Annotated in this window: 21 protein-coding genes and 1 tRNA gene; 17 read left to right on the top strand and 5 right to left on the bottom strand. The window is 63.4% G+C overall.

Going from position 1 to position 24,029, the window contains the following annotated elements; genetic code table 11:
• Positions 1–1,024: 1,024 nt before the first annotated feature.
• On the bottom strand, positions 1,025–1,963 hold the full coding sequence (locus ACYG9Z_RS12280; RefSeq protein ID WP_023668685.1) for an AraC family transcriptional regulator: 939 nt from the start codon (positions 1,961–1,963) through the stop codon (positions 1,025–1,027).
• A gap of 127 nt (positions 1,964–2,090) precedes the next feature.
• Here ACYG9Z_RS12280 and ACYG9Z_RS12275 point away from each other — a divergent pair, with 127 nt between their 5' ends.
• Positions 2,091–2,984 carry an SDR family oxidoreductase gene (locus ACYG9Z_RS12275; protein WP_023704933.1) on the top strand — a complete coding sequence of 298 codons (894 nt, stop codon included), beginning with the start codon at positions 2,091–2,093 and terminating at the stop codon, positions 2,982–2,984.
• A 276-nt stretch (positions 2,985–3,260) separates the two neighbouring features.
• On the opposite strand, the gene ACYG9Z_RS12270 is transcribed toward ACYG9Z_RS12275, so the two are convergent.
• Complete coding sequence (locus ACYG9Z_RS12270; protein ID WP_023737909.1) at positions 3,261–4,307, bottom strand: class I SAM-dependent methyltransferase; 1,047 nt, start codon at positions 4,305–4,307, stop codon at positions 3,261–3,263.
• A 267-nt stretch (positions 4,308–4,574) separates the two neighbouring features.
• Here ACYG9Z_RS12270 and ACYG9Z_RS12265 point away from each other — a divergent pair, with 267 nt between their 5' ends.
• Complete coding sequence (locus ACYG9Z_RS12265) at positions 4,575–6,554, top strand: putative bifunctional diguanylate cyclase/phosphodiesterase (protein WP_023728673.1); 1,980 nt, start codon at positions 4,575–4,577, stop codon at positions 6,552–6,554.
• A gap of 140 nt (positions 6,555–6,694) precedes the next feature.
• Here the strand turns inward: ACYG9Z_RS12265 and ACYG9Z_RS12260 are convergent.
• Positions 6,695–6,784 (bottom strand) — tRNA-Ser (locus ACYG9Z_RS12260).
• Positions 6,785–7,153: 369 nt separating this feature from the next.
• On the opposite strand from ACYG9Z_RS12260, the gene ACYG9Z_RS12255 reads away from it, so the two are divergent.
• The 3 genes from ACYG9Z_RS12255 to ACYG9Z_RS12245 all read left to right on the top strand — a co-directional run bounded on the left by ACYG9Z_RS12255 (position 7,154) and on the right by ACYG9Z_RS12245 (position 8,950).
• Positions 7,154–7,861, top strand: a complete 708-nt coding sequence (locus ACYG9Z_RS12255; RefSeq protein WP_023700236.1) for a 50S ribosomal protein L21 — start codon at positions 7,154–7,156, stop codon at positions 7,859–7,861.
• A 99-nt stretch (positions 7,862–7,960) separates the two neighbouring features.
• A complete protein-coding gene (gene rpmA, locus ACYG9Z_RS12250) occupies positions 7,961–8,230 on the top strand; it encodes a 50S ribosomal protein L27 (protein WP_015315190.1) in 270 nt (89 codons plus the stop codon).
• A 132-nt stretch (positions 8,231–8,362) separates the two neighbouring features.
• The gene (locus ACYG9Z_RS12245) at positions 8,363–8,950 is read left to right on the top strand and encodes a GNAT family N-acetyltransferase (RefSeq protein ID WP_023752650.1); all 588 of its coding nucleotides are present in this window, start codon (positions 8,363–8,365) and stop codon (positions 8,948–8,950) included.
• Between the two features lie 191 nt (positions 8,951–9,141).
• Here ACYG9Z_RS12245 and ACYG9Z_RS12240 read toward each other — a convergent pair whose 3' ends face one another.
• Entirely contained in the window at positions 9,142–10,005 is an 864-nt protein-coding gene (locus ACYG9Z_RS12240; RefSeq protein ID WP_023752649.1) for an endonuclease/exonuclease/phosphatase family protein, read from the bottom strand.
• A 167-nt stretch (positions 10,006–10,172) separates the two neighbouring features.
• On the opposite strand from ACYG9Z_RS12240, the gene obgE reads away from it, so the two are divergent.
• From obgE to ACYG9Z_RS12215, 5 genes are all read left to right on the top strand, one after another.
• Positions 10,173–11,204: a GTPase ObgE gene (gene obgE / locus ACYG9Z_RS12235; RefSeq protein WP_023668691.1), complete on the top strand. Its 1,032-nt coding sequence runs from the start codon at positions 10,173–10,175 to the stop codon at positions 11,202–11,204.
• A 2-nt stretch (positions 11,205–11,206) separates the two neighbouring features.
• Complete coding sequence (gene proB, locus ACYG9Z_RS12230) at positions 11,207–12,385, top strand: glutamate 5-kinase (protein WP_023752648.1); 1,179 nt, start codon at positions 11,207–11,209, stop codon at positions 12,383–12,385.
• Between the two features lie 3 nt (positions 12,386–12,388).
• Positions 12,389–13,675, top strand: a complete 1,287-nt coding sequence (locus tag ACYG9Z_RS12225; protein WP_023752647.1) for a glutamate-5-semialdehyde dehydrogenase — start codon at positions 12,389–12,391, stop codon at positions 13,673–13,675.
• Positions 13,676–13,878: 203 nt separating this feature from the next.
• The gene (locus ACYG9Z_RS12220) at positions 13,879–14,511 is read left to right on the top strand and encodes a nicotinate-nucleotide adenylyltransferase (protein ID WP_023712012.1); all 633 of its coding nucleotides are present in this window, start codon (positions 13,879–13,881) and stop codon (positions 14,509–14,511) included.
• Between the two features lie 74 nt (positions 14,512–14,585).
• Positions 14,586–15,866 (top strand): MFS transporter, encoded by a 1,281-nt coding sequence (locus ACYG9Z_RS12215; protein ID WP_023744955.1) that lies wholly within the window; start codon positions 14,586–14,588, stop codon positions 15,864–15,866.
• 15 nt (positions 15,867–15,881) lie between these two features.
• Here ACYG9Z_RS12215 and ACYG9Z_RS12210 read toward each other — a convergent pair whose 3' ends face one another.
• The gene (locus ACYG9Z_RS12210; protein WP_023736854.1) at positions 15,882–16,736 is read right to left on the bottom strand and encodes a mechanosensitive ion channel family protein; all 855 of its coding nucleotides are present in this window, start codon (positions 16,734–16,736) and stop codon (positions 15,882–15,884) included.
• 241 nt (positions 16,737–16,977) lie between these two features.
• On the opposite strand from ACYG9Z_RS12210, the gene rsfS reads away from it, so the two are divergent.
• From rsfS to alr, 7 genes are all read left to right on the top strand, one after another.
• Positions 16,978–17,355, top strand: a complete 378-nt coding sequence (gene rsfS / locus ACYG9Z_RS12205; protein WP_023668698.1) for a ribosome silencing factor — start codon at positions 16,978–16,980, stop codon at positions 17,353–17,355.
• Between the two features lie 62 nt (positions 17,356–17,417).
• On the top strand, positions 17,418–17,900 hold the full coding sequence (rlmH, locus tag ACYG9Z_RS12200; RefSeq protein WP_023668699.1) for a 23S rRNA (pseudouridine(1915)-N(3))-methyltransferase RlmH: 483 nt from the start codon (positions 17,418–17,420) through the stop codon (positions 17,898–17,900).
• 122 nt (positions 17,901–18,022) lie between these two features.
• Positions 18,023–19,381 (top strand): murein hydrolase activator EnvC family protein, encoded by a 1,359-nt coding sequence (locus ACYG9Z_RS12195; protein ID WP_023744956.1) that lies wholly within the window; start codon positions 18,023–18,025, stop codon positions 19,379–19,381.
• Between the two features lies 1 nt (position 19,382).
• Positions 19,383–20,708, top strand: coding sequence for a S41 family peptidase (locus ACYG9Z_RS12190; RefSeq protein ID WP_023684126.1), 1,326 nt, complete (start codon positions 19,383–19,385; stop codon positions 20,706–20,708).
• A gap of 183 nt (positions 20,709–20,891) precedes the next feature.
• Positions 20,892–22,073, top strand: coding sequence for a divergent polysaccharide deacetylase family protein (locus tag ACYG9Z_RS12185; RefSeq protein WP_023684127.1), 1,182 nt, complete (start codon positions 20,892–20,894; stop codon positions 22,071–22,073).
• A 2-nt stretch (positions 22,074–22,075) separates the two neighbouring features.
• The gene (locus tag ACYG9Z_RS12180) at positions 22,076–22,591 is read left to right on the top strand and encodes an RNA pyrophosphohydrolase (RefSeq protein ID WP_023684128.1); all 516 of its coding nucleotides are present in this window, start codon (positions 22,076–22,078) and stop codon (positions 22,589–22,591) included.
• Positions 22,592–22,862: 271 nt separating this feature from the next.
• The gene (gene alr / locus ACYG9Z_RS12175) at positions 22,863–23,972 is read left to right on the top strand and encodes an alanine racemase (protein ID WP_031198509.1); all 1,110 of its coding nucleotides are present in this window, start codon (positions 22,863–22,865) and stop codon (positions 23,970–23,972) included.
• Positions 23,973–24,029 lie beyond the last annotated feature (57 nt).

Here is a 24,029-nt window from a genome sequence, read left to right as displayed (position 1 = left end):
TTGAAAACCCGCTTTCGACGGGAGTATAAAACTCGAGGTTACCATTGCTTTTCGTATAGAGGCTGTGGTGGAAACGTGGGTCCAATCCGCAAAGCATTGCCTTGCGTGGAAGTGGTCGAACCGGCGGCGAATGGTCCGTTCCTGTGGCCAAGGAAGACCAGGAAATTACCCGATCATTCGTGATTGAACCGTTTGCGCTGTCCTATGCTGAGGGCCAGCGGATACGCCTGCATCTCGACAAGTTCGTTCGTCTGCAGAGAGGCTAAGCCTGATGAAAGACCGGTGGGAACCTGACCACCAGTTCATTGAAAGCGCCCGCCGTAGCCAGCTCCGAGCGGAGAGCCAACTGGACTCCCTGCAATCGACCATCGCCGAAACGCGACGCGTCCTAGAGGCTTCACGGAAGCTCTTGGAAAAGTTGCCGAGCGCGAAGACCATACCCAGCCATAGGGAATGGCCGGTGCAGGTTGGGCATGCTTGTGGGGCTTCACCGCACCGGCCACTGCGGGGAGATATGAGGCCCCCGCGCCGCCTAAGATATAGGCATATTAGCAATCGCGCAATTAACCCTATTGCGCTACCCAGCCGTAGAGGCAAGGAAATCGGAGAAGTTGGTGCCGGTTAACCGCCAGCACGCGAGCAAGTCATTCTGAAAGCATGAAAAACGCGATTTTGCTCGTGCCAATTGAGCGTCTGAAATCTAGTTCCTGCTGCCGATTATCCCTAAGTTAACAGAAATACTTATATTCCCGAAGGGTTGCGAATCAGTCGATTGTCAAGCGCATGCCATGGAGCAAGCAAGGGATCGATCTGAGCAGAAGGGCCGCAGCGGTCGAAGCGCGCTGGGAAATCCGAGCGGCTTCGGCAATTGTCCGCTCTGGCTCGCCCGCTACAACTCGACTCGCGCAGTGTGGACGGAATCACCGGCCATGTGGACGAGAACCATCTGGCGATGTCGTTCACCGAGTTTCGTTCGCGCTACAGCCTTTAAGGGCAAGGTGATCAAGGCGATCGGATCGCCGCCTCAGGCGGCTTCGCGTTCGGCCTGCGCAGTCAGGTCCGGCTCCCGGCGGCTGTACTGCCGCGGCGAACAGCCCATGACGCGCTTGAATGCCGTGCTGAAGGCGCTTTCGGATTCGTAGCCGAGCGCCAGGGCGATGACGGAAACCGGATCGCCGGAATGCATCAGCCGGTCGCCGGCCAGCATCATGCGCCAGCGCGTCAGATAATCCAGGGGTGAGGCCCCGACCGTCTGCTTGAATCTGAGCGCAAAAGTCGATCGCGACATGCCGGCGCGCTCGGCCAGCTTCTGCAATGTCCAGCCATGGGCCGGGTCTTCGTGCATGGCGCCGATCGCCGCGCCGATCTGCCTGTCGGTCAGTGCGAACAGCCAGCCGACATTGCCTTGCGCCGTCATATGCAGGCGCAAGGCCTCGATCAGGATCATGTGGGCGAGGTGCTCGACGATGAGAAAGCCGCCGGGACGCCGCTGGCGCAATTCCTGCATCATCCGCTCGACCGGCCAGCGAAGCGCCGAATGGTCGCTCTCGCCGCGGATATGGACGATGGGCGGCAGCATCCGCAACAGGATGCCGGCATGGTCGCCGGACAGCGTGAAGCGACTGCTGACCAGGAGGAAATCGCCGCCGCCATTATGGACGGTGATGCCGCCGGTCCGCGCCGGTGAAAAGATCGTTCGCGCATCGACCGTCGGCAGGCCGAGATCGCTGGCAAGGCGGAAAGGCCGGCCGCGCGGCAACAGGAAGCAGTCGCCCACGTCCAGCCGCACCGCGTCAGGGACGCCCTCGACCGACAGCCAGCATCGGCCGGACACCACGGCGCCGCATTTGATGGCGGCCTGCTGGTCAGGGAACTGGATCGCCCAGTCGCCACCGGTTTCCAGCCCAGCCGACAGGTAATTGCGCGGCTTCAGTAGCGACAGCACGTCTGACAGCGGATCCATGAGCGTTCTCGGACGATTGCGAAGATATCTCGGATTTTACAGTATAGATCGTATGATCGCAACCTTCTATCTCCTTCGGCAACGGGCTGCCTGTACGGCCTTCGCCGAAAACCAAGGAGAAATGATCATGCGTGTGTTCGTTACCGGGGCTACCGGTTTTGTCGGTTCGGCTGTTGTGCGGGAATTGCTCGGGGCGGGCCATCAGGTGCTTGGCCTCGCGCGGTCGGAAGCAGGTGCGGAGTCGATCGTGGCCGCGGGCGCCGAGGCGCATCGCGGCGATATCGAGGATTTCGAGAGCCTGCGCAGCGGCGCTGCCCAATCGGATGGCGTCATCCACACGGCCTTCAACCACGACTTTTCGAGATTCGCCGCCAGTTGCGCAGTTGACCAGCGCGCCATCGAAACGCTCGGCGCGGCGCTCGAGGGTTCCGAGCGGCCGCTGCTTGTCACCTCCGGACTCGCCGGTTTTGCTCAGGGAAGGCCGGCAACCGAAGACGACAAACCTGCGCCTCCATCGGTCTCCATGCCGCGCGCTTCGGAAGCAACGGCCGTGGCGCTCGCAGCGCGCGGGGTGCGCGCATCGACGGTGCGGCTGGCGCCGACCGTCCATGGCGAGGGCGATCACGGTTTCGTGCCGATGCTGATTGCCATTGCGCGTGAAAAGGGCGTCTCGGCCTATGTCGGCGACGGCGCAAATCGCTGGGCGGCGGTGCACCGGTTCGACGCCGCCACCCTGTACAGGCTGGCGCTGGAGAAGGGGGCGGGCGGCGTCAGCTATCATGCGGTTGCCGAACAGGGCGTGGCGAGCAAAGAGATCGCCGAGATCATCGGCCGCCGGCTCGGCCTGCCGGTCGTTTCCATAGGCCCCGAGGAGGCGGCTGCGCATTTCGGCTTTCTCGGGCATTTCATCGGCAGGGACTTGTCGGCGTCAAGTGAGCAGACCCGCACTGCGCTGGGATGGCAGCCGACCGGGCTTGGGCTCATCGCCGATCTCGACCGTCCCGGCTATTTCGAGGCCTGATCAGGCCGGCCAGTCGCGTTGCATTGCACGACCGACAGCCTGGCGATCAGCGGCAGTGCCAGCAACACGGCCAGACGCAGCCCGCCGAGCGGGCAGCACCGTCGTGCTGCTGGAACCGCCGCCACATCTGTATGGCGGCAAGCAGAACGAACACGGCGTAGGCCGCCCGCAGCCCGGACGACCTGCTCGCCCGTCGCCGGAAAGCCGGCGAAGGCATGGCCTCGTCATGGCAGACCTACCTTGTTACGGGGATGCGCGCGCGATTCCCGCGCCTAGTTAGAGATCGCCCTTCCTCACCTTGCCGTAAACGATATTCCGGTTCGAGCCATAGTAGACTTTCGCGTCGAAAGGACTCCCGCCGAGGGCGGCATTGATGATGTCCCACATATCGTCGGCCGAACGTAGGATGAGCGGCCAATCCATGAAAGTCTCCATGTAACCATCCGTCGTTATCTCGTCGCTGAAATTGGCAAACAGGAATTCGCCACCGGGCTTGACGAGTTCCATGGCTCTTTGAAGCAGGCGGACGCCGATGGCACGCGGCAGGTAATCGTAAAGCCCCGATGCGTAGACTAGATCGAATGTGCCAAGGGCGTAGGCGCGGCGCAGGATGCCGCGTACGGAACCCTGGACTGCCTCGACTGCCGTGCCGGCAAAGTCGTGGTTCACCGTGGCTACGCTGACGGGGTCCTGATCCAGGCCGATCCAACGCTGCAGTTTATGCCTGGTCAACGCGTCGGAGCGTTCGGCTTCCCTGAGGTGGCCGCAGGCAATCGCCAGCACCTCAGCCTTTTCCACACTGCTGGCCGTCTCGTCCACGGTCCTGGCCAGAATATCCCGCCGCTCGCGCCCCGCCACCGAACTGGCAGCTTCACTGGTGTACGCATAGATTTGCCGACCAAGTAAGGTAGACGAGGCCACGATCTCGTCGGCGATCGGATGCTTGTAGTAAATATCCAGCAGGCCTGCATCGCCCGAATACCCGCGCGGTTTTTCGACCGACCACCGCGTGAACGGGTCCTGGAGCAAATATTCCGCGACCCGATGCTGCTGAGCCAAAGGAACGAGTTTCTGCCAAACCGCGGTAGCAACCTGCCGGCGGAGCTTGTGGAGTCGCCCCGCCAAACGATGGACGACGGGGGCGGCCGGTTTGTTTCGCGCAAAGGCTTGATGAGCAAGGTCCAGTATCAGGGCGAGCTGGGCCGTGCTGTCCCTCAACTCGTCGGAGTCAGCCGCCTCTTCGGAGGTCGCAACATGTTTCTTCATCAGCCTGGTGGTGACCAGGCTGTATTGGTCGAGCTGCAGTTTTGGCTTGATAGGCATGCCGTTTACTCTCCGGTTTACCGCCCCGGTCCCCGGCCAGCAGCATAGGTGCGCCGCCAACCAATGCTAACAATTTTAATAAAATTTTAGTAAAATTTGAATCAACGGAATGGCCATCAATCCTGCAAACTGGCTAAATCCGAACCGCCCGTTTACCCTCGGTTAGCGACATCTGACTTTTCTTGCGGACAGGGACGTCTTCATTCCCCAACCGCAGGCGACGTCGGCTGTTGCATTCGCTACTGCAGATCGCGGAGGAGCGTTGCGATGCAACTGAGCGAGGACGTTGCCCAGAAGGTGGCGGCAGCGATTGGACGTCCGCGGTGGCATTCCGCCGATCCGGAACTCCTAACACTGTTCCTGCAGAAGGATGCCGATGAGAATCGCAGCCTTGTGCGATGGGGTATTGCGGCTGCTGTATTCAGCTATGTGGCCTATGGCCTTTTCGATTGGTTTCTCTTTCCGGATGTCGCCGGCCGGCTTGTTTTGACGCGCGTTACGCTAGGGATCACTTCCCTGGCGCTTGTCGAATTTGTCGCCCGACGGGGCTTTGCCCTTGCCACCTTGCACCTTGTAGCAGCGCTGGCGATTGTCTCCGGTGCCCTTGGGTGGCTCGTCTCCGCTGTTGGAACAGAGCATCAGGATGCCCTCTCCCATTTCATGGTTTTTGGCACCGTGTTCATCCTGGGTGCGAATCTGTTCTTCAACTTCCGTTTTTGGCTTTCAGCCCTTGCCTCCGCGACGGTCGCCGCAAGCTTTGTGTACGCCGCGATGTTCTCCCTTCAGGCCGACATCGCCGGTCGGGTCGTGTTGTCGGCCTATTTCGTGAACTGCCTCGTCTTGTCGCTTTATCTTTCGTGGCGGCTGAGTCTGGAGCGGTACCAGACTTTCCTGCACGCGCTTCGGGCACAATTCCAGGAGCAGGCTGCTATCAAGAAGGGGCAAAAGCTAACTGAAATCGCCGACACCGATCCGCTCACGGGAATGAAGAACCGCAGGGCGATCATTCGAGAATTCTCGGAGCTGCGCGAAGACTGGGCCGCGGACGACGACGAGATAGGCCTCATTCTGATCGACGTCGACTACTTCAAAAGGTTCAATGACGGACTTGGTCATCAGGCCGGCGACGATTGCCTGATCAAACTCGCCCATGTCCTTTCCGAGATGGCGGCTGCCAACAACGCCATCGCGGCCCGCTATGGCGGAGAAGAATTCGTCATTCTCTGCAAGGTCACCGGGCGGGCTCACCTTCATGAGATAACGAAGAAATTCTGTCGCGCTGTAGAGGATTTGGATATCTACCACCCTGATCGGGGCGACAAGCTCAACATCGTAACGATCAGTGCCGGGGCGTCGTTGACGCGCGCCGATCAGAGCATAGAGCTTAGAATCCTGCTGCAGGAAGCTGACCGCGCACTCTACGCGTCCAAGTTTGCCGGTCGGGCTACGTTCACGATTTACGACCCGCACGCCACCAGCCAGGATCGCTCCGGCGAAAATCTTTCAGAACTGCTGAAGGTGGCAGTTTCCAACCAGCTCGTTTCTGTCGCTTACCAGCCAATTCGCGAGCTGGCGTCGGGACGCGTGCTGGGGCACGAGAGTCTGATGCGGGTATGCGACTTCGACGGCACCATGATCAGTCCGTCCGTATTCATACCCGTTGCCGAGCAGACCGGAGCGATCGTGGAACTGGGTACGTGGCTGATCGATCGAGCCTGCGGTGACATGGCGGAATACGGATTGGGCTCGGTCGTGACGGTGAACGTCTCCGTTCTTCAGCTCAAGGCTCCTAACTTTTCACTCCGGATCACCGAGATTCTTGGCAGGCACGGCCTTGCGCCCCAGAAACTGGCCATCGAAATCACCGAAGGCAGTGACATCTTTCTGGAGGCGCAAGCGGTAAGAAACGTGGAGCGGTTGCGAAAACTCGGCGTTCAGATCTGGCTGGACGACTTCGGAACGGGATTTGCCGGCTTGACATGGCTCCGCCGCTTCAAATTCGACGTGGTCAAGATTGATCGCAGCTTCCTCCACGATTGCCAGACGTCTCGTGGCTTGAGCCTGTTGCGGGACATGGTCGGGCTGCTTCGCAATCTCGGCCATGTCGTGCTCGCCGAGGGCGTCGAAACGGAGGAGCAGTACATATTGCTGCAGCGCCTGGGGGTAAATTTGATGCAGGGCTTCCTCACCGGGCATCCAGTCCCGATCGAAGAGGTAAACCAAATGAGGCAAGGCCTTGTTGCCTAGCGGCAGCCTCTACGCTGAAGCTTCGGAGGGCATCCTGCTTCGTTCCGGTCCCCCTACGCTACTTCGTAGCTTCGGGCGACATTCCTACGCCCAGATTCGGTTCCGGGTGGCCTGCCACCCGAAGCCCGCAGGGCGTAGGGTGGCGGAGAGGGAGGGATTCGAACCCCCGATGGGCTTGCACCCATGCCGCATTTCGAGTGCGGTGCATTCGACCACTCTGCCACCTCTCCGCGGTCATGGTCGGCCGTTGCCGGCGCGGCGCACTAGATAACGGCTGGGCGGGCAGGTTACAAGGCCAAATCCGCGGGGGAATTCAGCTTCCTGTGCGGGCTCTGTCTGGAGGGCTGCGTTGCGGCCACGTCGGCAGATGGGGCCAACCGGTCCTCGACCGGAGAGATCGGGGGCGGCAAGGAGGCGGCGTGTCCAAGGATTCCGCCCGTTTGCCTTGACTCGTACCGAACCTTCGGTTAGGGGAAGCGCGCAATCGGCGTGGAGGGTTCTTCCACGCCGCTTGTTTTTCGAACCCGCAGACTGACAAAAAGACGGCCGAACCGCGTGACGCGGCTCATCGAGGCCGACCGAACAGCGAAAGGCAAAAAATGTTCGCAGTCATTAAAACGGGCGGTAAGCAGTATCGCGTTGCCGCCAACGATCTCCTGAAGATCGAGAAGCTCGAAGCCAATGTCGGCGATATCGTCGAAATCGGCAGCGTCCTCGCCCATGGCGAAGGCGAAAATGTCACCTTCGGCGCCCCGTTCGTCGATGGCGCTCTGGTCACGGCGGAAGTCGTCGAGCAGGGCAAGAACCGCACCGTCATCGCTTTCAAGAAGCGTCGCCGGCAGAATTCGCGCCGCAAGATCGGCCACCGCCAGCTTCTGACCACCGTGCGGATCGCCGAGATCCTGCTGGGTGGCGCCAAGCCTTCCAAGAAGGCCGCAGCCAAGGTGGAAGCCAAGGAAGTCAAGGCTGACGTAGCGCCCGAGGCGAAGGCTGAGGCCGCGCCGAAGGAAGCCAAGGCGAAGAAGGAAGCCAAAGCCGAGGCTGCTCCGAAGGATGAAGCCAAGACGGAGACCGCCGTCGCCGCGCCGCTGTTCAAGGCGCCGAAGGGCGAGCCGGACGATTTGGCCGTGATCAAGGGCATCGGCCCGGTTGCCGCCGGCCAGCTGCACGAGCAGGGCATCACCACCTTCGCCCAGCTTGCCAAGCTGTCGGACAAGGACGTGGCCAAGATCGACGCGCACATGCCCTTCAGCACCGACCAGATCAACGACTGGCGCGAGCAGGCCAAGGAACTGGCGAAGAAGTAAAACGAACCGGCGACAAGGTCGCCGGATCGGACTTGAAACGGAACGCGAACGCGTTCATAAGACCATTCAAGCGCCCCAGGGCGCATCGGAGTTAGTTAGATGGCACACAAGAAAGCTGGCGGCTCGTCGCGCAACGGTCGCGACTCGCATTCCAAGCGTCTGGGCGTGAAGAAGTTCGGCGGCGAAGCCGTCATCCCGGGCAACATCATCATCCGTCAACGCGGCACCACCTGGCATCCCGGCGTCAATGTCGGCATGGGCACGGACCACACCCTTTTTGCGCTCGAGACCGGCGCAGTCACCTTCAACAAAAAAGCCAACGGCCGAACCTACGTATCGGTCAACCCGATTACCAAAGCCGCGGAGTAGCCGGTTCCGCACTATAAAACCGGCGCCCATCTCGGGAACCGGTGTCTGGCCAAACCAGTGAATGGAGCCAGGAAAAGGATCAGGGGAGATGGGTTTTCCATCTCCCCTTTTTTCTTGCCTGGAGGACGTCGAATGGTTGCCGAAGCGGAAGACACCGAAGACGAAAGTTACGCGATAGATTGCCCGGTGCTGGCCACGGAGCGGCTGGTGATGCGCGCCCCGTGTGAAGCCGACATCGCGCAACTGGTCGAGCTTGCCGGCAACCGTCACGTCGCCGAGATGCTGGCCCGCATGCCGCACCCCTATGGCGAGGCCGAGGCACGCGCCTTCCTGGCCATGACCAGGTCGCGCCGGGCCGGCATCGCCTACGCCCTGACGCTCGCCGGCACCGACATTTTCGTCGGCTGCGCCGGCCTCAACATGACCGATCGCGGGCTGGAACTCGGCTACTGGATCGGCGAGCTCTATTGGAAGCGCGGCTATGCGACGGAGGCCGCGCATGCGTTGGTCGACCTCGCCTTCCAACGGACGTCGATCCAGGTGCTGCAGGCTTCGACGCGGGTGATCAATCCGGCCTCGCGCCGCGTCATCCACAAATGCGGCTTCCAGTATGCCGGCCAGGGCATGCTGAACTCGATCGTCGCCGGCCAGGTGCCGGTCGAGCGGTACCGGCTGGACAGAAAGACCTGGATCAGTCTTCGAAACTGGGTGCATTTCTAGGTGTTTTGATATTCAGGTGAGGCCGGCCTGCAAACGCGGGTTTATGCGCTTCCGGTGCACGTACTTAAGTACGCTCCGCTCCGGTTCTCGAAAACCAGTGTTTTCGGCTCGGCCTGACCTGAATCTCAACACACCTAGCGCGTGCCTCCAAACGACAGGTTTGGCAACGTTGGTTGTGGATCGGACTCAACTCAGCCCATCTCGACCCAAATCGGGAGATGGTCCGAACCGACCGCTTGACGGTCGACCCACAGGCGCTTCAGCGATCCGGCGAGCGAGGCCGAGGTGAAGATGTAGTCTATGCGCTTGTGGCGGCTTGTGTCTTCGGGTCGCGTGGGATCGACCCAGGTGACGACGTCTGGTGTGTTCAGGCGCTGGGCGACGTCGACGGCGAGATCGGCGGTCAGCGGCATACCGAATTCATGGTCCGGGCGGCCGACGAGTTCGACATATTCGGGCGAGCCGGGCAGCATGTTGAAGTCGCCCATGACGATGAAGGCTTCGGGATAGGGCAGGTCCGGCAGGCCGATCTCGGGAATGCCGGAGAGGCCGCCGCCCTCGAAGGCATAGTTCAACAGGCGCTGGCGCAGGAACCGGATCTGGCTGGCGCGTTCAACCGGACTGCGATGGTCGAGATGCGTGGAATAGAAGCGGATGAAGCCGAGCGGGGTCTCGACCAGCGCCTCGAGCGCGCCGCGCTGGAAGTTCATCGCCTCAAGGCTGCGGCTGCGCGGCAAAAGCAGATTGCGCGACAGATGGATCGGCGTCTTCGACAGCACCATGTTGCCGAGCTGGAAAGTGGTGGTGATGGCGCGGCCGGCCTCCAGGCGCGAGCCTACATTGACCTCGAAATTGCTGCCGTAGGCGGCAAAATATTCGGGCAGCGCCTCGCCGATCTCGGCGACCATGTCGCGGTTGCCGTTCCTCGGATTGTTGCGGGTCACTTCCTGCAGCGCGATCACGTCGGCGCCGCGAACCGCCGCGGTGATGCGGCCGAGATCGTAGCGGCCATCCAGACCGATACCGTACTGGATGTTGTAGCTTACAACCTTCATTCCCGCGCCCCTCAAGCTCCGTCCGCGAACACTGCTACCGCGTCCCCGGCAAAAGGGCATCCGGCGCTTTAGTCGCAAAACGGCCTCGCCCTTGGCCGCGCCTTGGTTTAGAGCAAGGCGCAAGATCTAAAGCAAAGCCGCAAGGCCAACAGAAACTGCGTAGTCCAATGAAATTTCTCGATCAAGCCAAGGTTTATATCCGCTCCGGCGACGGTGGCGCCGGCTCTGTGTCGTTCCGGCGCGAAAAATTCATCGAGTTCGGCGGCCCGGATGGCGGCGACGGTGGCCGCGGCGGCGATGTCTGGCTGGAAGCGGTCAATGGGCTGAACACGCTGATCGACTATCGCTACCAGCAGCACTTCAAGGCCAAGACCGGTGTCCACGGCATGGGCCGCAACATGACCGGCGCCAAGGGCGCCGATGTGACGCTCAAGGTGCCGGCCGGAACCCAGGTGTTTGCCGAGGACAATGAGACGCTGATCTGCGACCTGACCGTGGTCGGCCAGCGCTTCCTGCTGGCCAAGGGCGGCAATGGCGGTTTCGGCAACCAGCATTTCAAGACCTCGACCAACCAGGCGCCTCGCCGCGCCAATCCGGGCCAGCCCGGCGAAGAGATGAATGTCTGGCTGCGGCTGAAGCTGATTGCCGACGCCGGCCTGGTCGGGCTGCCAAATGCCGGCAAGTCGACTTTTCTGGCAACCGTCACCGCAGCCAAGCCAAAGATCGCCGACTACCCCTTCACCACGCTGCATCCAGGTCTCGGCGTTGCCCGCATCGATGCGCGCGAATTCGTCATCGCCGACATTCCGGGCCTCATCGAGGGCGCGCATGAGGGTGTCGGCATCGGCGACCGGTTCCTCGGCCATGTCGAGCGCACGCGTGTGCTTTTGCACCTGGTCTCGGCGCAGGAGGAAAATCCTGGAAAGGCCTACAAGACCGTGCGCGCCGAGCTGGATGCCTATGGCAATGGGCTGATCGAGAAGGTCGAGATCGTGGCGCTGAGCCAGGTCGATATCCTCGACGCCGATGAGCGCAAGAAGAAGGTTGCGTCGCTCAAACGCGCTGCCGGCCGCGCGCCGATGCTGCTGTCGGCGGCCACCGGCGAGGGCGTCGAAGCGGTGCTGCGGGCGCTGATGGCGGTTGTCGGCGAAGCGCGCGACAGGGCTGCCGCTCCCGTCGAGACCCGCTGGGACCGATAGCGATGACGGCGCAGTCGCTGACAAAATACCGGCGCATCACGGTCAAGATCGGTTCGGCCTTGCTGGTCGACCGCACCAGCGGCCTGAAGCGCGACTGGCTTGCCTCGCTTGCCGAGGATATTGCGGTGCTCGCCAATGGCGGCGCCGAGATCCTGGTCGTATCGTCCGGCGCCATTGCGCTCGGCCGCACCATTCTCGGTCTCGGCAAACGGGCGCTGAAGCTGGAAGAAAGCCAGGCGGCTGCGGCCGTCGGCCAGATCGCGCTGGCCGGCGCGTGGTCGGATGCGCTGGGCAAGGGTTCGCTGAAATCGGGCCAGATCCTGCTGACGCTGGGCGACACCGAAGAGCGCCGCCGCTATCTGAATGCCCGCGCGACGATCTCGACGCTGCTCAAGATGAAGGCGGTGCCGGTCATCAATGAGAACGACACGGTGGCGACCTCCGAAATCCGCTATGGCGACAATGACCGGCTGGCGGCCCGGGTGGCGACGATGATGGGCGCCGACCTGCTTGTGCTGCTCTCCGACATTGACGGGCTCTATACGGCGCCGCCGGCGCGCGATCCCGATGCGAAATTCATTCCGGTGGTCGACCGCATCACGCCCGATATCGAGGCGATGGCGGGGGCGGCCGCTTCCGAACTGTCGCGCGGCGGCATGCGCACCAAGCTCGATGCCGGCAAGATCGCCACCGCCGCCGGCACCGCCATGATCATCACCTCGGGCACAAGGCTGTCGCCACTGATGGCGATCGAGCGTGGCGAGCGCGCCACCTTCTTCAGGCCGAGCGCCAATCCGGTGAAGGGCTACAAGAGCTGGATCGCCGGCCAGCTCGAACCGGCGGGGCGGCTCACCGTCGATGCCGGCGCCATCGGTGCGCTGCTGTCCGGCAAATCTTTGCTGCCGGCCGGCGTCAGGCTGGTCAGCGGCAATTTCTCGCGCGGCGACACGGTGGCGATCCTGTCGCCGGAAGGGCGCGAGATCGCGCGCGGGCTTGTTGCCTACGATGCCGCCGATGCCGTAAGGATCGCAGGCCTGAAGACCGCCGAGATCGAAACCGTGCTCGGCTACGAGGCGCGCTCGGCGATGATCCACCGCGACGATCTGGTGGTGAGCGATCCGGGTGACCAGATACGGGCTGCCGGCCAGGTATGGGCCGGGGGCGAGGTAAGCGGAGGATGAGACATGCTGAAGTTGCATGAACAATCCGGGGATGACACCGTCGCGCTGATGGCTGATATCGGCCGCCGCGCCCGCGCGGCCGCCCGACCGTTGGCGATTGCGACCGCCGCCGCCAAGGATGCCGCACTTCTCGCCATGGCCGACGCGATCATCGCGCGCCAGCAGCAGATTCTCGATGCCAACGCCATCGATGTCTCTAACGGACACGAATCGGGCTTGTCCGGCTCCTTCATGGACCGGTTGAAGCTCGATCCGGCGCGCACCCGTGCCATGGCGGATGGCATCCGTGAAATCGCCGAGCTCAGGGACCCGGTCGGCGATGTGATCGCGGCCTGGGATCGCCCCAACGGCCTGCAGATCGAGCGCGTGCGCACGCCGCTCGGCGTTGTCGGCGTCATTTATGAAAGCCGGCCGAATGTGACGGCGGATGCCGGCGCGCTCTGCCTCAAGGCCGGCAATCCGGTGATCCTGCGCGGCGGCTCGGACTCGCTCAATTCGTCCGCCGCCATTCATGCCTGCCTGGTCGAGGGGCTGAAGGCCGCCGGCCTGCCGGAAGACGCCATTCAGCTGGTGCCGACCACCGACCGCGCCGCCGTCGGCGAGATGCTGAAGGGGCTTTCCGGCAATCTCGACGTCATCATTCCGCGGGGCGGCAAGAGCCTGGTCGGGCGCGTCCAGAGCGAGGCGCGGGTGCCGGTCTTTGCCCATCTTGAAGGCATCTGCCATCTCTACATCGACCGCTCGGCCGATCTCGACATGGCGGTCAGGATCGCCGTCAACGCCAAGATGCGGCGCACCGGTGTCTGTGGCGCTGCAGAGACTTTGCTGGTCGACCGCGCGGTGGCCTCCACACATCTGGTGCCGATCCTCGACGCGCTACGCGCCGCCGGCTGCGAGATCCATGCCGATCAGGAAGTGATGAAGCTGTTCTTCGACGCCAAGCCGGCGACCGATGCCGACTGGATGACCGAATATCTCGAGGCCATCATCGCGGTAAAGCTGGTAGACGGAATTGCCGGTGCCATCGACCATATCGAGACGTTCTCCTCACACCACACCGAGGCGATCATCGCCGAGGATACCAAAGCGGTCGAGCGGTTCTTCAACGAGATCGACTCGGCGATCCTTTTGCACAATGCCTCGACGCAGTTCGCCGATGGCGGCGAATTCGGCATGGGAGCCGAGATCGGCATCGCCACCGGCAAGATGCACGCGCGCGGACCGGTTGGTGTCGAGCAGCTGACCTCGTTCAAATACCGCGTGCGCGGGTCGGGACAGGTGAGGCCTTGAATCATTCGCGTCAGGGCTTGAGGCATTGAGCCCAGACACCCCCCTCTGTCCTGCCGGACATCTCCCCCGCAAGGGGGGAGATCAGGTTTTTCTTCCGCTTTCGCCAATCACTAACGTTACAAGAAAAGTGCCTTTGCCGAAGCTGCTGATCTCCCCCCTTGCGGGGGAGATGCCCGGTGGGGCAGAGGGGGGTGCCTAGCACCATGCTGTCGTCCCTTCAGCCCGCCATCCCCTCGCACTACCTCCGTATGCCGCATGCCGAGAAAGGCCTCGCCGTCGGTCTGTTCGGCGGATCGTTCAACCCGCCGCATGCCGGCCATGCGCTGGTGGCGGAAATTGCCTTGCGGCGCCTCGCGCTCGACCAATTGTGGTGGATAGTGACGCCTGGCAATCCGCTGAAGAGCACCAGGGAACTGGCGCCGCTGAGCGACCGGCTGCTCCAGTCGGAGCAGATCGCCAAGAACCCGAAGATCAAGGTCACCGCCTTCGAGGCGGCGTATCATATTCGCTTCACCGCCGACACGCTGGCGCTGGTCAAGGCACGCAATCCCGGCGTCGACTTCGTCTGGATCATGGGCGCCGACTCACTCCGCGATTTCCACCGTTGGCAGCGCTGGCGCCAGATCGTCATGACCTTCCCCATCGCGGTCATCGACCGCCCGGGCGCGACGCTGTCCTTCCTGTCCTCGGTCGTGGCCAAGACCTTCGACTATGCCCGCGTCGACGAGGGTGACGCGCCCCGGCTCGCCCGCATGAAGGCGCCGGCCTGGACTTTTATTCACGGCCCGCGTTCGTCGCTGTCATCGAGTGCTATTCGCCAGCAAGCCAAGGGGTAACTCCGTAAGACCAGATCGCCGATGTCGCTTTTACGGCGGCCTTTCGCGATTGGCTGGGCGATGCTGCGCCGGATATGGCCACTTCAGTGAACCAGACCGACATCGGCCCCAATCATGGCGCCCCGCCGGGGCCCGTGATCGCCATTGCCAGCGTAATCGTGTCGATGGCGCTGATCGCGGTCGGCAACGGGTTGATGTTCGCCTATATCCCGGTCCGGCTTGGCGTCGAGCGCTTCGATCCGACCTGGGCCGGGCTGATCATCACCGGCCTGTCTGCCGGCGGACTTGCCGGCTGTATCCTGACCGGGCCGCTGGTGCGCCGCGTCGGGCACGCCCGCGCCTTCATGGTGCTGTCGGCGCTGATAGCGCTGTCGAATGCTGCCATTGGCGCCGGCACCTACCCGCTGCTGTGGATCGCGGCGCGCGCGCTTTACGGTTTTGCAATATGCGGCCTGTTCATCGTCGCCCAGAGCTGGCTCAACGATGCCGTCGCAAACGCCATTCGCGGCCGGGTGATGGCGGTGTTTTACGTCGCCTATGTCGCCGGACTTGGCGTCGGCTATGCCCTGCTGGCGGCGGTCGACATCGCGACGGCGCAGGCGCCGCTGATCGACATTGCCTTCACCGCAGTGTCGATCCTGCCGGTCGGCATGACGCGGTTGGCTCAACCGCCGCCACCTCGCGCAGCCTCCGTGGCGCTTGGCCGCGCCTGGCGGATCTCGCCGGTCGGGGTGGCCGGCATGCTGGCCGTCGGCGGTCTGTCGATGGCGATCGCCGGGTTCGCACCGATCCATGCCACGGCCAAAGGCTATAGCCAGGCCGATGTGGCGCTGCTTTTGTCGGCGATGCCCGTCGGCACGCTGATCCTGCAGATACCGCTCGGCTGGATTTCCGACCGTACCGATCGCCGTTACGTGCTGGCCGGCGCTGCGGCACTGGCCATCGTCGCCGGTATTCTGGCCATCGGCTTCGACGGCGGCGCGCTGATGGTGCTCGTGGTGATCTACATCGTCTGGGACGGCGCCTCGGAATCGATCTATTCGCTGGCCAGCGCGCATGCCGCCGACCGCGCCGGCAAGGACGACATGGTGGCGCTGTCGAGTTCGTTGCTGTTTGCCTGGTCGCTGTCGGGGTTCATCGTGCCGGGTATCGTGACGGCCCTGTCGGCTGTCTATGGCACGCAGGCCTTCATTTATGTGGCCATCGTCATCGCCACTGTCTTCTGCCTGTTCGTGCTGTGGCGAGTGGCCACCACGCGCGCCGTCCCCGCTACGGAGACCAGCAGTTTCGCGCCGATGTCGGCGCAGGCGCCGCTGCCGGTGGAGCTCGCCTACGCCCCGGAAGATAAGCGCTGAACGGTTTCACAGCTCCTACTGCCTGGTGGCGGCAGTTTCCTGTCGAGCCTCCGGCGGAGGTGCGGGAACCGAAATGGCTTCGGCGTCGAACGCCTGCTTGACGCGTTTGGTGAGATCGATCTGGGTGGCGAAGAAATCCGCCGCCGTGGTCCAGTAGCGCAAGGTGATGGCGACGCTGGCATCGCCCACCGTGGCGACGAAGGCGATCGGCGCCGGCTCTCGCTTGACGCGGCGCTCGCCGCCGGCAACGCCCAGCATGGTTTTCTGCGCCAGGTCGATGTCGTTCCAGGAGCCGATGCTCAGCGTGATGTCTCCGCGGCGCACACCGTTGCGGGTAAAATTGCGCACCGGCTGGTTCCACAGCGTCGAATTGGGCGCCAGCACATAGACGCCGTCTGTCGTGCGGAGCTTGGTGGCGAACAGGCCGATTTCCTCGACGGTGCCGGAAATGGCGCCGACCTCGACATATTCGCCGATGCGGAATGGCCTGAGCGCCAGAAGCATGATGCCTGCGGCGATGTTCTGCAGCGTGCCTTGCAGCGCCAGGCCGATTGCCAGCCCGATGGCGCCGATGGCGGCGATGATCGAGGCCGTCTGAACGCCGAACTGGCCGAGCACCATGATGACCACCAGGATCAGGATGGCGTAGCGCACGATCTTCGAGAAGAAATGGCGCAGCGTCGCGTCGAAACCATGGATATGGCCGAGGCCGGCTGAGATCGATCGTTCTGCGAGCCCGGCGACGAGATAGCCGACGACCAGCAGGATGATGGCGCCTATGGCGGAGAAGGAATAGGAAACGATCAGTGTGCTGAGTTGCGCAAGGCCAGCCTGCACGGTGAGCAGCGTGTTCTGGGGGTCGATTGGCATCAGGAAAATCCGTTTGGGGGGTGTGTCGATAACCCCTGCCGCGGCCATGGGTTCCGATTTTTCTCAAGGCTCCGGAACCGGAAGTCGTGCACTGCGTTCGCGGTGGCAGGGCCTCCCGTCTTGAAACTGCAAGGGAACTCTGCCTATCTATAGGGTGTCACCTGATTTCGTGGGTGATTTGGTTGTTCTTGCTGCGAAAGGAAATACACTGAGAACAGCATTGCGGAAGAAGGTTGACATCATGCCTTCGCCGGCCAGGATCAGCGTAGATGACGCCGTGTCCCGTGCCATCAAGACAGTCCTTGCCAGTCTGGAAGACTCCAAGGCCGAAAATATTGTCTCAATCGACATTCAGCGGAAATCGAGCCTCGGCGACTATATGGTCATCGCGTCGGGCCGGTCGCACCGTCATGTCTCGGCTGTCGCCGACCACCTGCTCAAGGCGCTCAAGGATGCCGGTCTCGGCACGGCGCGCGTCGAGGGGCTGTCCGGCGCCGACTGGGTCCTGATCGATTCAGGCGACATCATCGTCCATGTCTTCCGCCCAGAAGTCCGCGAATTCTACAATCTTGAAAAGATGTGGCAGGCGCCGGACCTCGAGGAAGAGACCTTGCACTGAGCTTCGTCTCATGTCGTAACCATCCTGGGTGCGACATGGATTGAAAGCTCGCCGAGGCAGGGATGAAGATAGCAGTTCATGCCGTGGGCCGGATGAAGGCCGGCCCCGAGAGAGAGCTCGCCGACCGCTATTTCGAGCGTTTCGCCAAGAGCGGCCCGGCGATCGGGTTCGAATTCTCTGGTGTCGCCGAGATCGCCGAGGGACGAGCCCAGAACGCCAATGAGCGCCGCCGCGAGGAAGGCCAGAAGCTGCAGGCACAGCTGCAGCCGGGCACGGCGCTGTTCCTGCTCGACGAACGCGGCAAAAACCTGTCCTCAGACGATTTCGCCAGCCGTATCGGCCAGCTGCGCGATGGCGGACGCAAGGCGTTGGTCATCGCCATTGGCGGCGCCGACGGGCACGACCAGTCGATTCGCGATCAGGCTGAGCTGATGGTCTCGTTCGGCGCGGCGACCTGGCCGCACCAACTGGTGCGTGTCATGCTGGGCGAGCAGCTCTATCGGGCGGCAACGATTCTTTCGGGACATCCCTACCACCGTTCGTAAATCAGTGGGTCGAGGGTCAATCGTCCGGATTTCCGCCCCAATGCGCGGCTGTTTTGTGCTAGGCTTCGGTTCGATCATGGTTGATGGTTCGTTAACGAAGCCACGCATAGAGTCGGGCTTCAATGGCTGACAACGGGAAATCACGAACGGGCTTCCGGCACGCGCGCTGCGGCATCGCTGCGGCGGTGGTTTTGCTGTCGCTCGGGCTTGCACGGGCCGAAAATACGCTGGACGTGGCGCCCGACCCCGATCTGAGCCGTGCCGAATATGAGAAGGTGTCGGCCGAGATCACGCTGTCGTCCGAACGGCTGGCCAAGCTCGCCGCCGACATTGCTTCGGTCAAGAAGGACCATGCCTCGATCACCGCGGCGCTTATCCAGTCGGCTATGACCGAGCAGAAGCTCGGCCAGGACATCGAGGATATCGGCGCCAGGCTCGAAGGACTGAAGGGCGAGGAACAGAAGATCCGTGTCTCGCTGGCGGCGCGGCGCGACGTGCTGGCCGAGGTGCTGGGCGCGCTGCAGCGCATGGGGCTCAATCCGCCGCCGGCGATCCTGGTCAAGCCGGAAGACGCGCTGTCGTCGGTGCGCAGCGCCATCCTGCTCGGCGCAGTGGTTCCGGAACTGCGCCAGCAGACCGACAAATTGCTGGCCGACCTCAGGGAACAGACCCGGGTGACGGCCTCGATCGAGGCCGAGCGGACGCGGCTGACGGCGGCGGTCGGCGAGCAGACGGCGGAAAAGAAACGCCTCTCCATGCTGCTCGAAGCCAAGCAGAAGCTCGAGGCGGACACGTGGACGGCGATGGCCGCTGAAAAGCAGCGGTCCCAGGCGCTTGCGGCCAAGGCCGGCAGCCTGAAAGAGCTGATCGCTTCGCTTGAAGCCGACGAGAGCCGCAAGGCGGCGGATGCCGTCAAGGCAGGCGAACAGAAAGCGGCCGACAGCGATAAGCCGGACGCCGATAACGCCGATGCAGGCACAACCGCGTCGACGGAGCTGGCTTCGCTGCCCGTGCCGGAAGGCAACCGCCTCACCGCCGCCGCGCCGTTTTCGGCACTTCAGGGACAAGTCTCGCTGCCGGTCACCGGCAAGATCAAGCTGCGTTTCGGGGCCGATGACGGTAACGGCGCGGTGATGCTTGGCGACATGGTTGCGACACAATCGGGAGCCATCGTCACGGCACCGGCGGACGGAAATGTGCTTTATGCGGGGCCTTTTCGCTCCTATGGTCAACTCTTGATCCTCAATGCGGGAGACGGCTATCATGTCGTCCTGGCGGGGATGAGCAGAATCAGCGTCGCGTCTGGCCAGTCGGTGCTCGCAGGAGAGCCGGTCGGCGCGATGGGAGAGGCCCGGGTGGCAAGCACCTCGGCCTCGAAGAATGGAAATGCCACGCCGGAACTCTATGTCGAGTTCCGCAAGGATGGAAAACCCGTCGATCCGACCCCATGGTGGGCGGACCGCTTCTCTGGAAGGACGTGAAATGATGCGGAAACTGTCGCTTCTTATTGCCGGTGCGCTGATGGGCGCGTCAGCGATGAGCCTGGTCTATGGCGCGCCCGGCTCGACGGCGAACGCTGCAGGCTCCGAGACCTACAAGCAACTGGCGATCTTCGGCGACATCTTCGAGCGCGTGCGGGCGCAGTATGTGACGCCGCCGGACGACAAGTCGCTGGTCGAAAACGCCATCAACGGCATGCTCACCTCGCTCGACCCGCACTCCTCCTACATGAATGCCGAGCAGGCGCAGGACATGCGCGTGCAGACCAAGGGTGAGTTCGGCGGCCTCGGCATCGAGGTCACCATGGAGAACGACTTGGTCAAGGTGATCACGCCGATCGACGACACCCCGGCTGCCAAGGCAGGCGTGCTGGCCGGCGACTATATCGCCAAGATCGACGGCCAAGAGGTTCGCGGCCTGACGCTTAACGATGCGGTCGAAAAGATGCGCGGCCTGGTCAACACGCCGATCAAGCTGACCATCCTGCGCCAGGGCGCCGACAAGCCGATCGAGTTGACGGTGGTGCGCGACATCATCAAGGTCAAGGCGGTCAAGTTCCGGGTCGAGAACGACATCGGCTACATGAAGATCACCTCCTTCACCGAAAAGACCTATGACGACCTCGAGAGCGCCATCGACACCATCAAGAAGCAGGTGCCGAACGACAAGCTCAAGGGCTATGTGCTCGATCTCAGGCTCAACCCGGGCGGCCTGCTCGACCAGGCGGTGAGCGTGTCCGACGCCTTCCTCGACCGTGGCGAGATCGTCTCGACCCGCGGCCGCGACCCGAAGGACGTCACACGCTTCGACGCCAAGGCAGGCGACGACATCGGCGCCAAGCCGCTGATCGTGCTCGTCAATGGCGGTTCGGCCAGCGCCTCCGAGATCGTCGCCGGCGCGCTGCAGGACCTGCGCCGCGCCACAGTGGTCGGCACGCAGTCCTTCGGCAAGGGCTCGGTGCAGACCATCATCCCGCTTGGCGAGAACGGCGCGCTGCGCCTGACGACGGCGCTCTATTACACGCCGTCCGGCAAGTCGATCCAGGGCAAGGGCATCACGCCCGACATCAAGGTCGACCAGCCGCTGCCGCCCGAACTGCAGGGCAGGGACCTGACGCGCGGTGAATCTGACCTCAAGGGCCACATCAAGGGCGCCGACGAGAGCGATACCGGTTCGGGCTCGGCTGCCTATGTGCCGCCGGATCCAAAGGACGATCTGCAGCTGATCTATGCCGAACAGCTGCTGCGCGGCCAGAAGACCGACCCGGCATTCCCGCCGAATCCGGAGAAGGCAGTGCTTAACCAATAAAATCGACTGGTAGCTCTGGCTGCCCAATCGAAGCGATGCAATGCTGCCGGGACCGTGAGGTTCCGGCAGTTTGATTCGGGGGCAGCTGGGCGCTGCGCCTCAAAAGGCGCAGGGGACGCGCCGTCAGTTTTGGATCTGCGCATGGCGAAAAGATTTCGCTGATCACGCGCCCGGGGATGCGGCTTGGCTGACGTCGGCAAGGACATCGAACGCCCGCTCGGACAGACCGTCCGACCGCGTGCTGCGTCGCGCGGGATCAGCGCTGGCGCCGTCGCGGCGACGCTGGTCGTGCTGGCCGCGGTCGGCATCTCCGGCGCGATCGCGCTGCGCGAGAAGCCGTTCCGCAAAACGGAAGCAATCGCGGTCTCGACGCCGAAGGTGACGGCGGCGGCCGAGCCCGCGCCCGCAGCACCCACTGCTCAAGCGACGGCGGCAGCGCCGAAGGCGGAAACGCCCAAGGCCAGCGGTCCGCAGATCATCCATGTGCAAACCCAGGAGGGTGACGGCCCGCCCAATGCAGCCATTGTCATCCACGACCCGTCGACGATCGGCCAGAACCTGAAGATCGCGCATATCCCCGACAGGGCGCTGATCGAGGCCAGCGACACCGGCCCACTCCCGGTTCGCGCCGCTGACGGCCGGCGGCCGTTCGATGTCTATGCGCGGCCGTGGTCGGGTTCGCGCGGCGCTCGCGTGGCAATCGTCATCGGCGGGCTTGCGGTGTCGCAGACCGGCACGCAGGCGGCGATCGCCAAGCTGCCGGCTGAAGTGACTTTGGCCTTTGCGCCGCAAGGCAACAGCATCGGCCGGTGGATGCAGGCGGCACGGCAGAGCGGGCATGAGGTGGTCATGCAGGTGCCGCTCGAACCGTTCGACTATCCCAACGTCAATCCCGGCCGCAACACGCTGACAGTGGCGGCAAGCCCGGACGAGAATCTGAAGAATCTGCGCTGGGCGCTGTCGCGGACCACCAACTATACCGGCGTCATGAACTATATGGGGGCGCGCTTTTCGGCCGACGCGACAGCGATGGGGCCGTTCATGGCCGAGCTTGGCAAGCGCGGCCTTGCCTATGTCGATGACGGCTCGTCCGCGCGGAGCCTGGCGTCCGATCTCGCCTTGAAGGACGGTGTGCCGTTCGTCGCCGGCGATACGGCAATCGACGCCGTGCAGGACCGCGGCGCCATCCTGAAAAAGCTCGACGCGCTGGAAGCGACCGCGCGTGCCAAAGGCTCCGCCGTCGGCATCGGCTCGGCCTTCGACCTCACCGTCGATACCGTGGCGTCCTGGGTGGTCGAAGCAAAAAAGCGCGGCATCGAGATCGTGCCGATCTCGGCGGTGGCCATCGACCCGGAAAAAGGCTGATCATGACGAAGAAACCTGTCGACCCCGAGACGCTGCCTTACCGCCCTTGCGTAGGACTGATGATCCTCAATGGCGACGGGCTGGTCTGGGTCGGGCACCGCATCGCCGAACCGGACAGCGAATTTGCCGGGACCACGCAGCTCTGGCAGATGCCGCAAGGCGGCATCGACGAGGGCGAGGAGCCGCTGCAGGCGGCCGGGCGCGAGCTCTATGAAGAGACCGGCATGCGCTCGGTCACGCTGCTCGACGAGGCGCCGCACTGGATCAACTACGACCTGCCGCCCGATCTGGTCGGCATAGCCCTCAAGGGGCGTTATCGCGGCCAGACGCAGAAATGGTTCGCCTACCGCTTTCACGGCGGGACCAGCGAGATCCAGATCAATCCGCCGCCGGGCGGCCACACCGCCGAATTCGATGAATGGGCATGGCGGCCGATGCAGGACCTGCCCGATCTGATCGTGCCGTTCAAACGGAAGGTCTATGAGGATGTGGTGGCGGCGTTCCGTCATCTTGCCTAGCTGGATGTGACGGTTCGCACGGCACCTGATTCGTGCTTTATTGATCGGGACACCCGCAGCCACGAGACCCATATGAACGACGCCGGGCAATGGCCTCTTAGCGCAGCGTCTGGGCTGCCCCTCACCTGCCTGCCGGCTTTCGTCACTCGAAAAGCCAAGCAGTTGGCTTTTCGTCCGCTTTACGCGGACCGCTCCTCAACTCCCCGTATAGGGCCGGGGAGAAATATCCGGCAGGACAATGAGGGGCAGCGCCGACTTCAGCGGGTCTGCAATGCATAAAGCCAAAGATACGATCAGCGAAGCGGCGGCCGGCGCCATTCTCACCATCGATCTCGGCGCTATCCGAGAGAATTACCGGCGGCTGAACGCGAAGCTCGGCGGCGTGCGCTGCGCCGGCGTCGTCAAGGCCGACGGCTACGGGCTCGGCGCGCGGCAAGTGGCGGCGGCACTGGTTGCCGAAGGCTGCGACAGCTTCTTTGTCGCGCATCTCACCGAGGGTGTCGCGCTGCGCGACGCACTCGGACCGAAGCTGGAAATCCATGTGCTGAATGGCCTGCCGCCGGGCTCGGAACCTGAAGCGGTGGCCGCCGACCTTGTTCCCGTCATCAACAGCACCGGGCAACTGAAGGCGTGGAGCGAGGCAGGCCAAAAGGCCGGCCGCAAGCTCAAGGCCGCCATCCAGGTCGACAGCGGCATGTCGCGGCTGGGCATGGCGCCGGCAGAGGTCGAGGCGCTTACGGCCGATGCTTTCGCCGGCGTCGATGTCGTCCTCGTCATGAGCCATCTGGCCCGTGCCGACGAACCGACCAATGCGGCCAATGACGCGCAACTCAGGGAGTTCGAACGGCTGCGCAAAGTGCTGCCCAAGGCGCCGGCGTCGCTGGACAATTCCTCCGGCATCTTTCTTGGGCCGCGCTATCAGTACGACCTCGCGCGTCCGGGCGCTGCGCTCTACGGCATCAATCCGACGCCTGATGAGGCGAACCCGATGCTGCCGGTGGTGCGGCTCGAGGCAAAGATCATCCAGACACGCGGCATCGATAAGGGCGCGGGCGTCGGCTACGGACATGCGTTTCTGGCCAGCGGTCCCTTGCGCGCGGCCACGATCTCGCTCGGCTATGCCGATGGCTGGCACCGGCGCGCGGCTTCGGCTGCCTGGCTCGACGGCGTGCGACTGCCCTTTGTCGGGCGGGTGTCGATGGATTCGATCATACTTGACATCTCGGCCCTGCCGGCCGGCCGGCTGCGCGAGGGTGACCTTGTCGAACTGCTAGGCCCCTCGCAGAGCGTCGATGACGCCGCCGGTCATGCCGGCACGATCGGTTATGAAATCCTGACCAGTCTCGGCCCCCGCTTCCACCGCCGCTATATCAACGAATAGAGCCGCGACACGCCGCCCCTTGGCGGACGCCGCAGAATCCGGCAGACAGGAGGCGGC

This window comes from Mesorhizobium sp. RSR380A (assembly GCF_054719385.1).
This window is presented reverse-complemented; position numbering and strand designations above follow the sequence as displayed.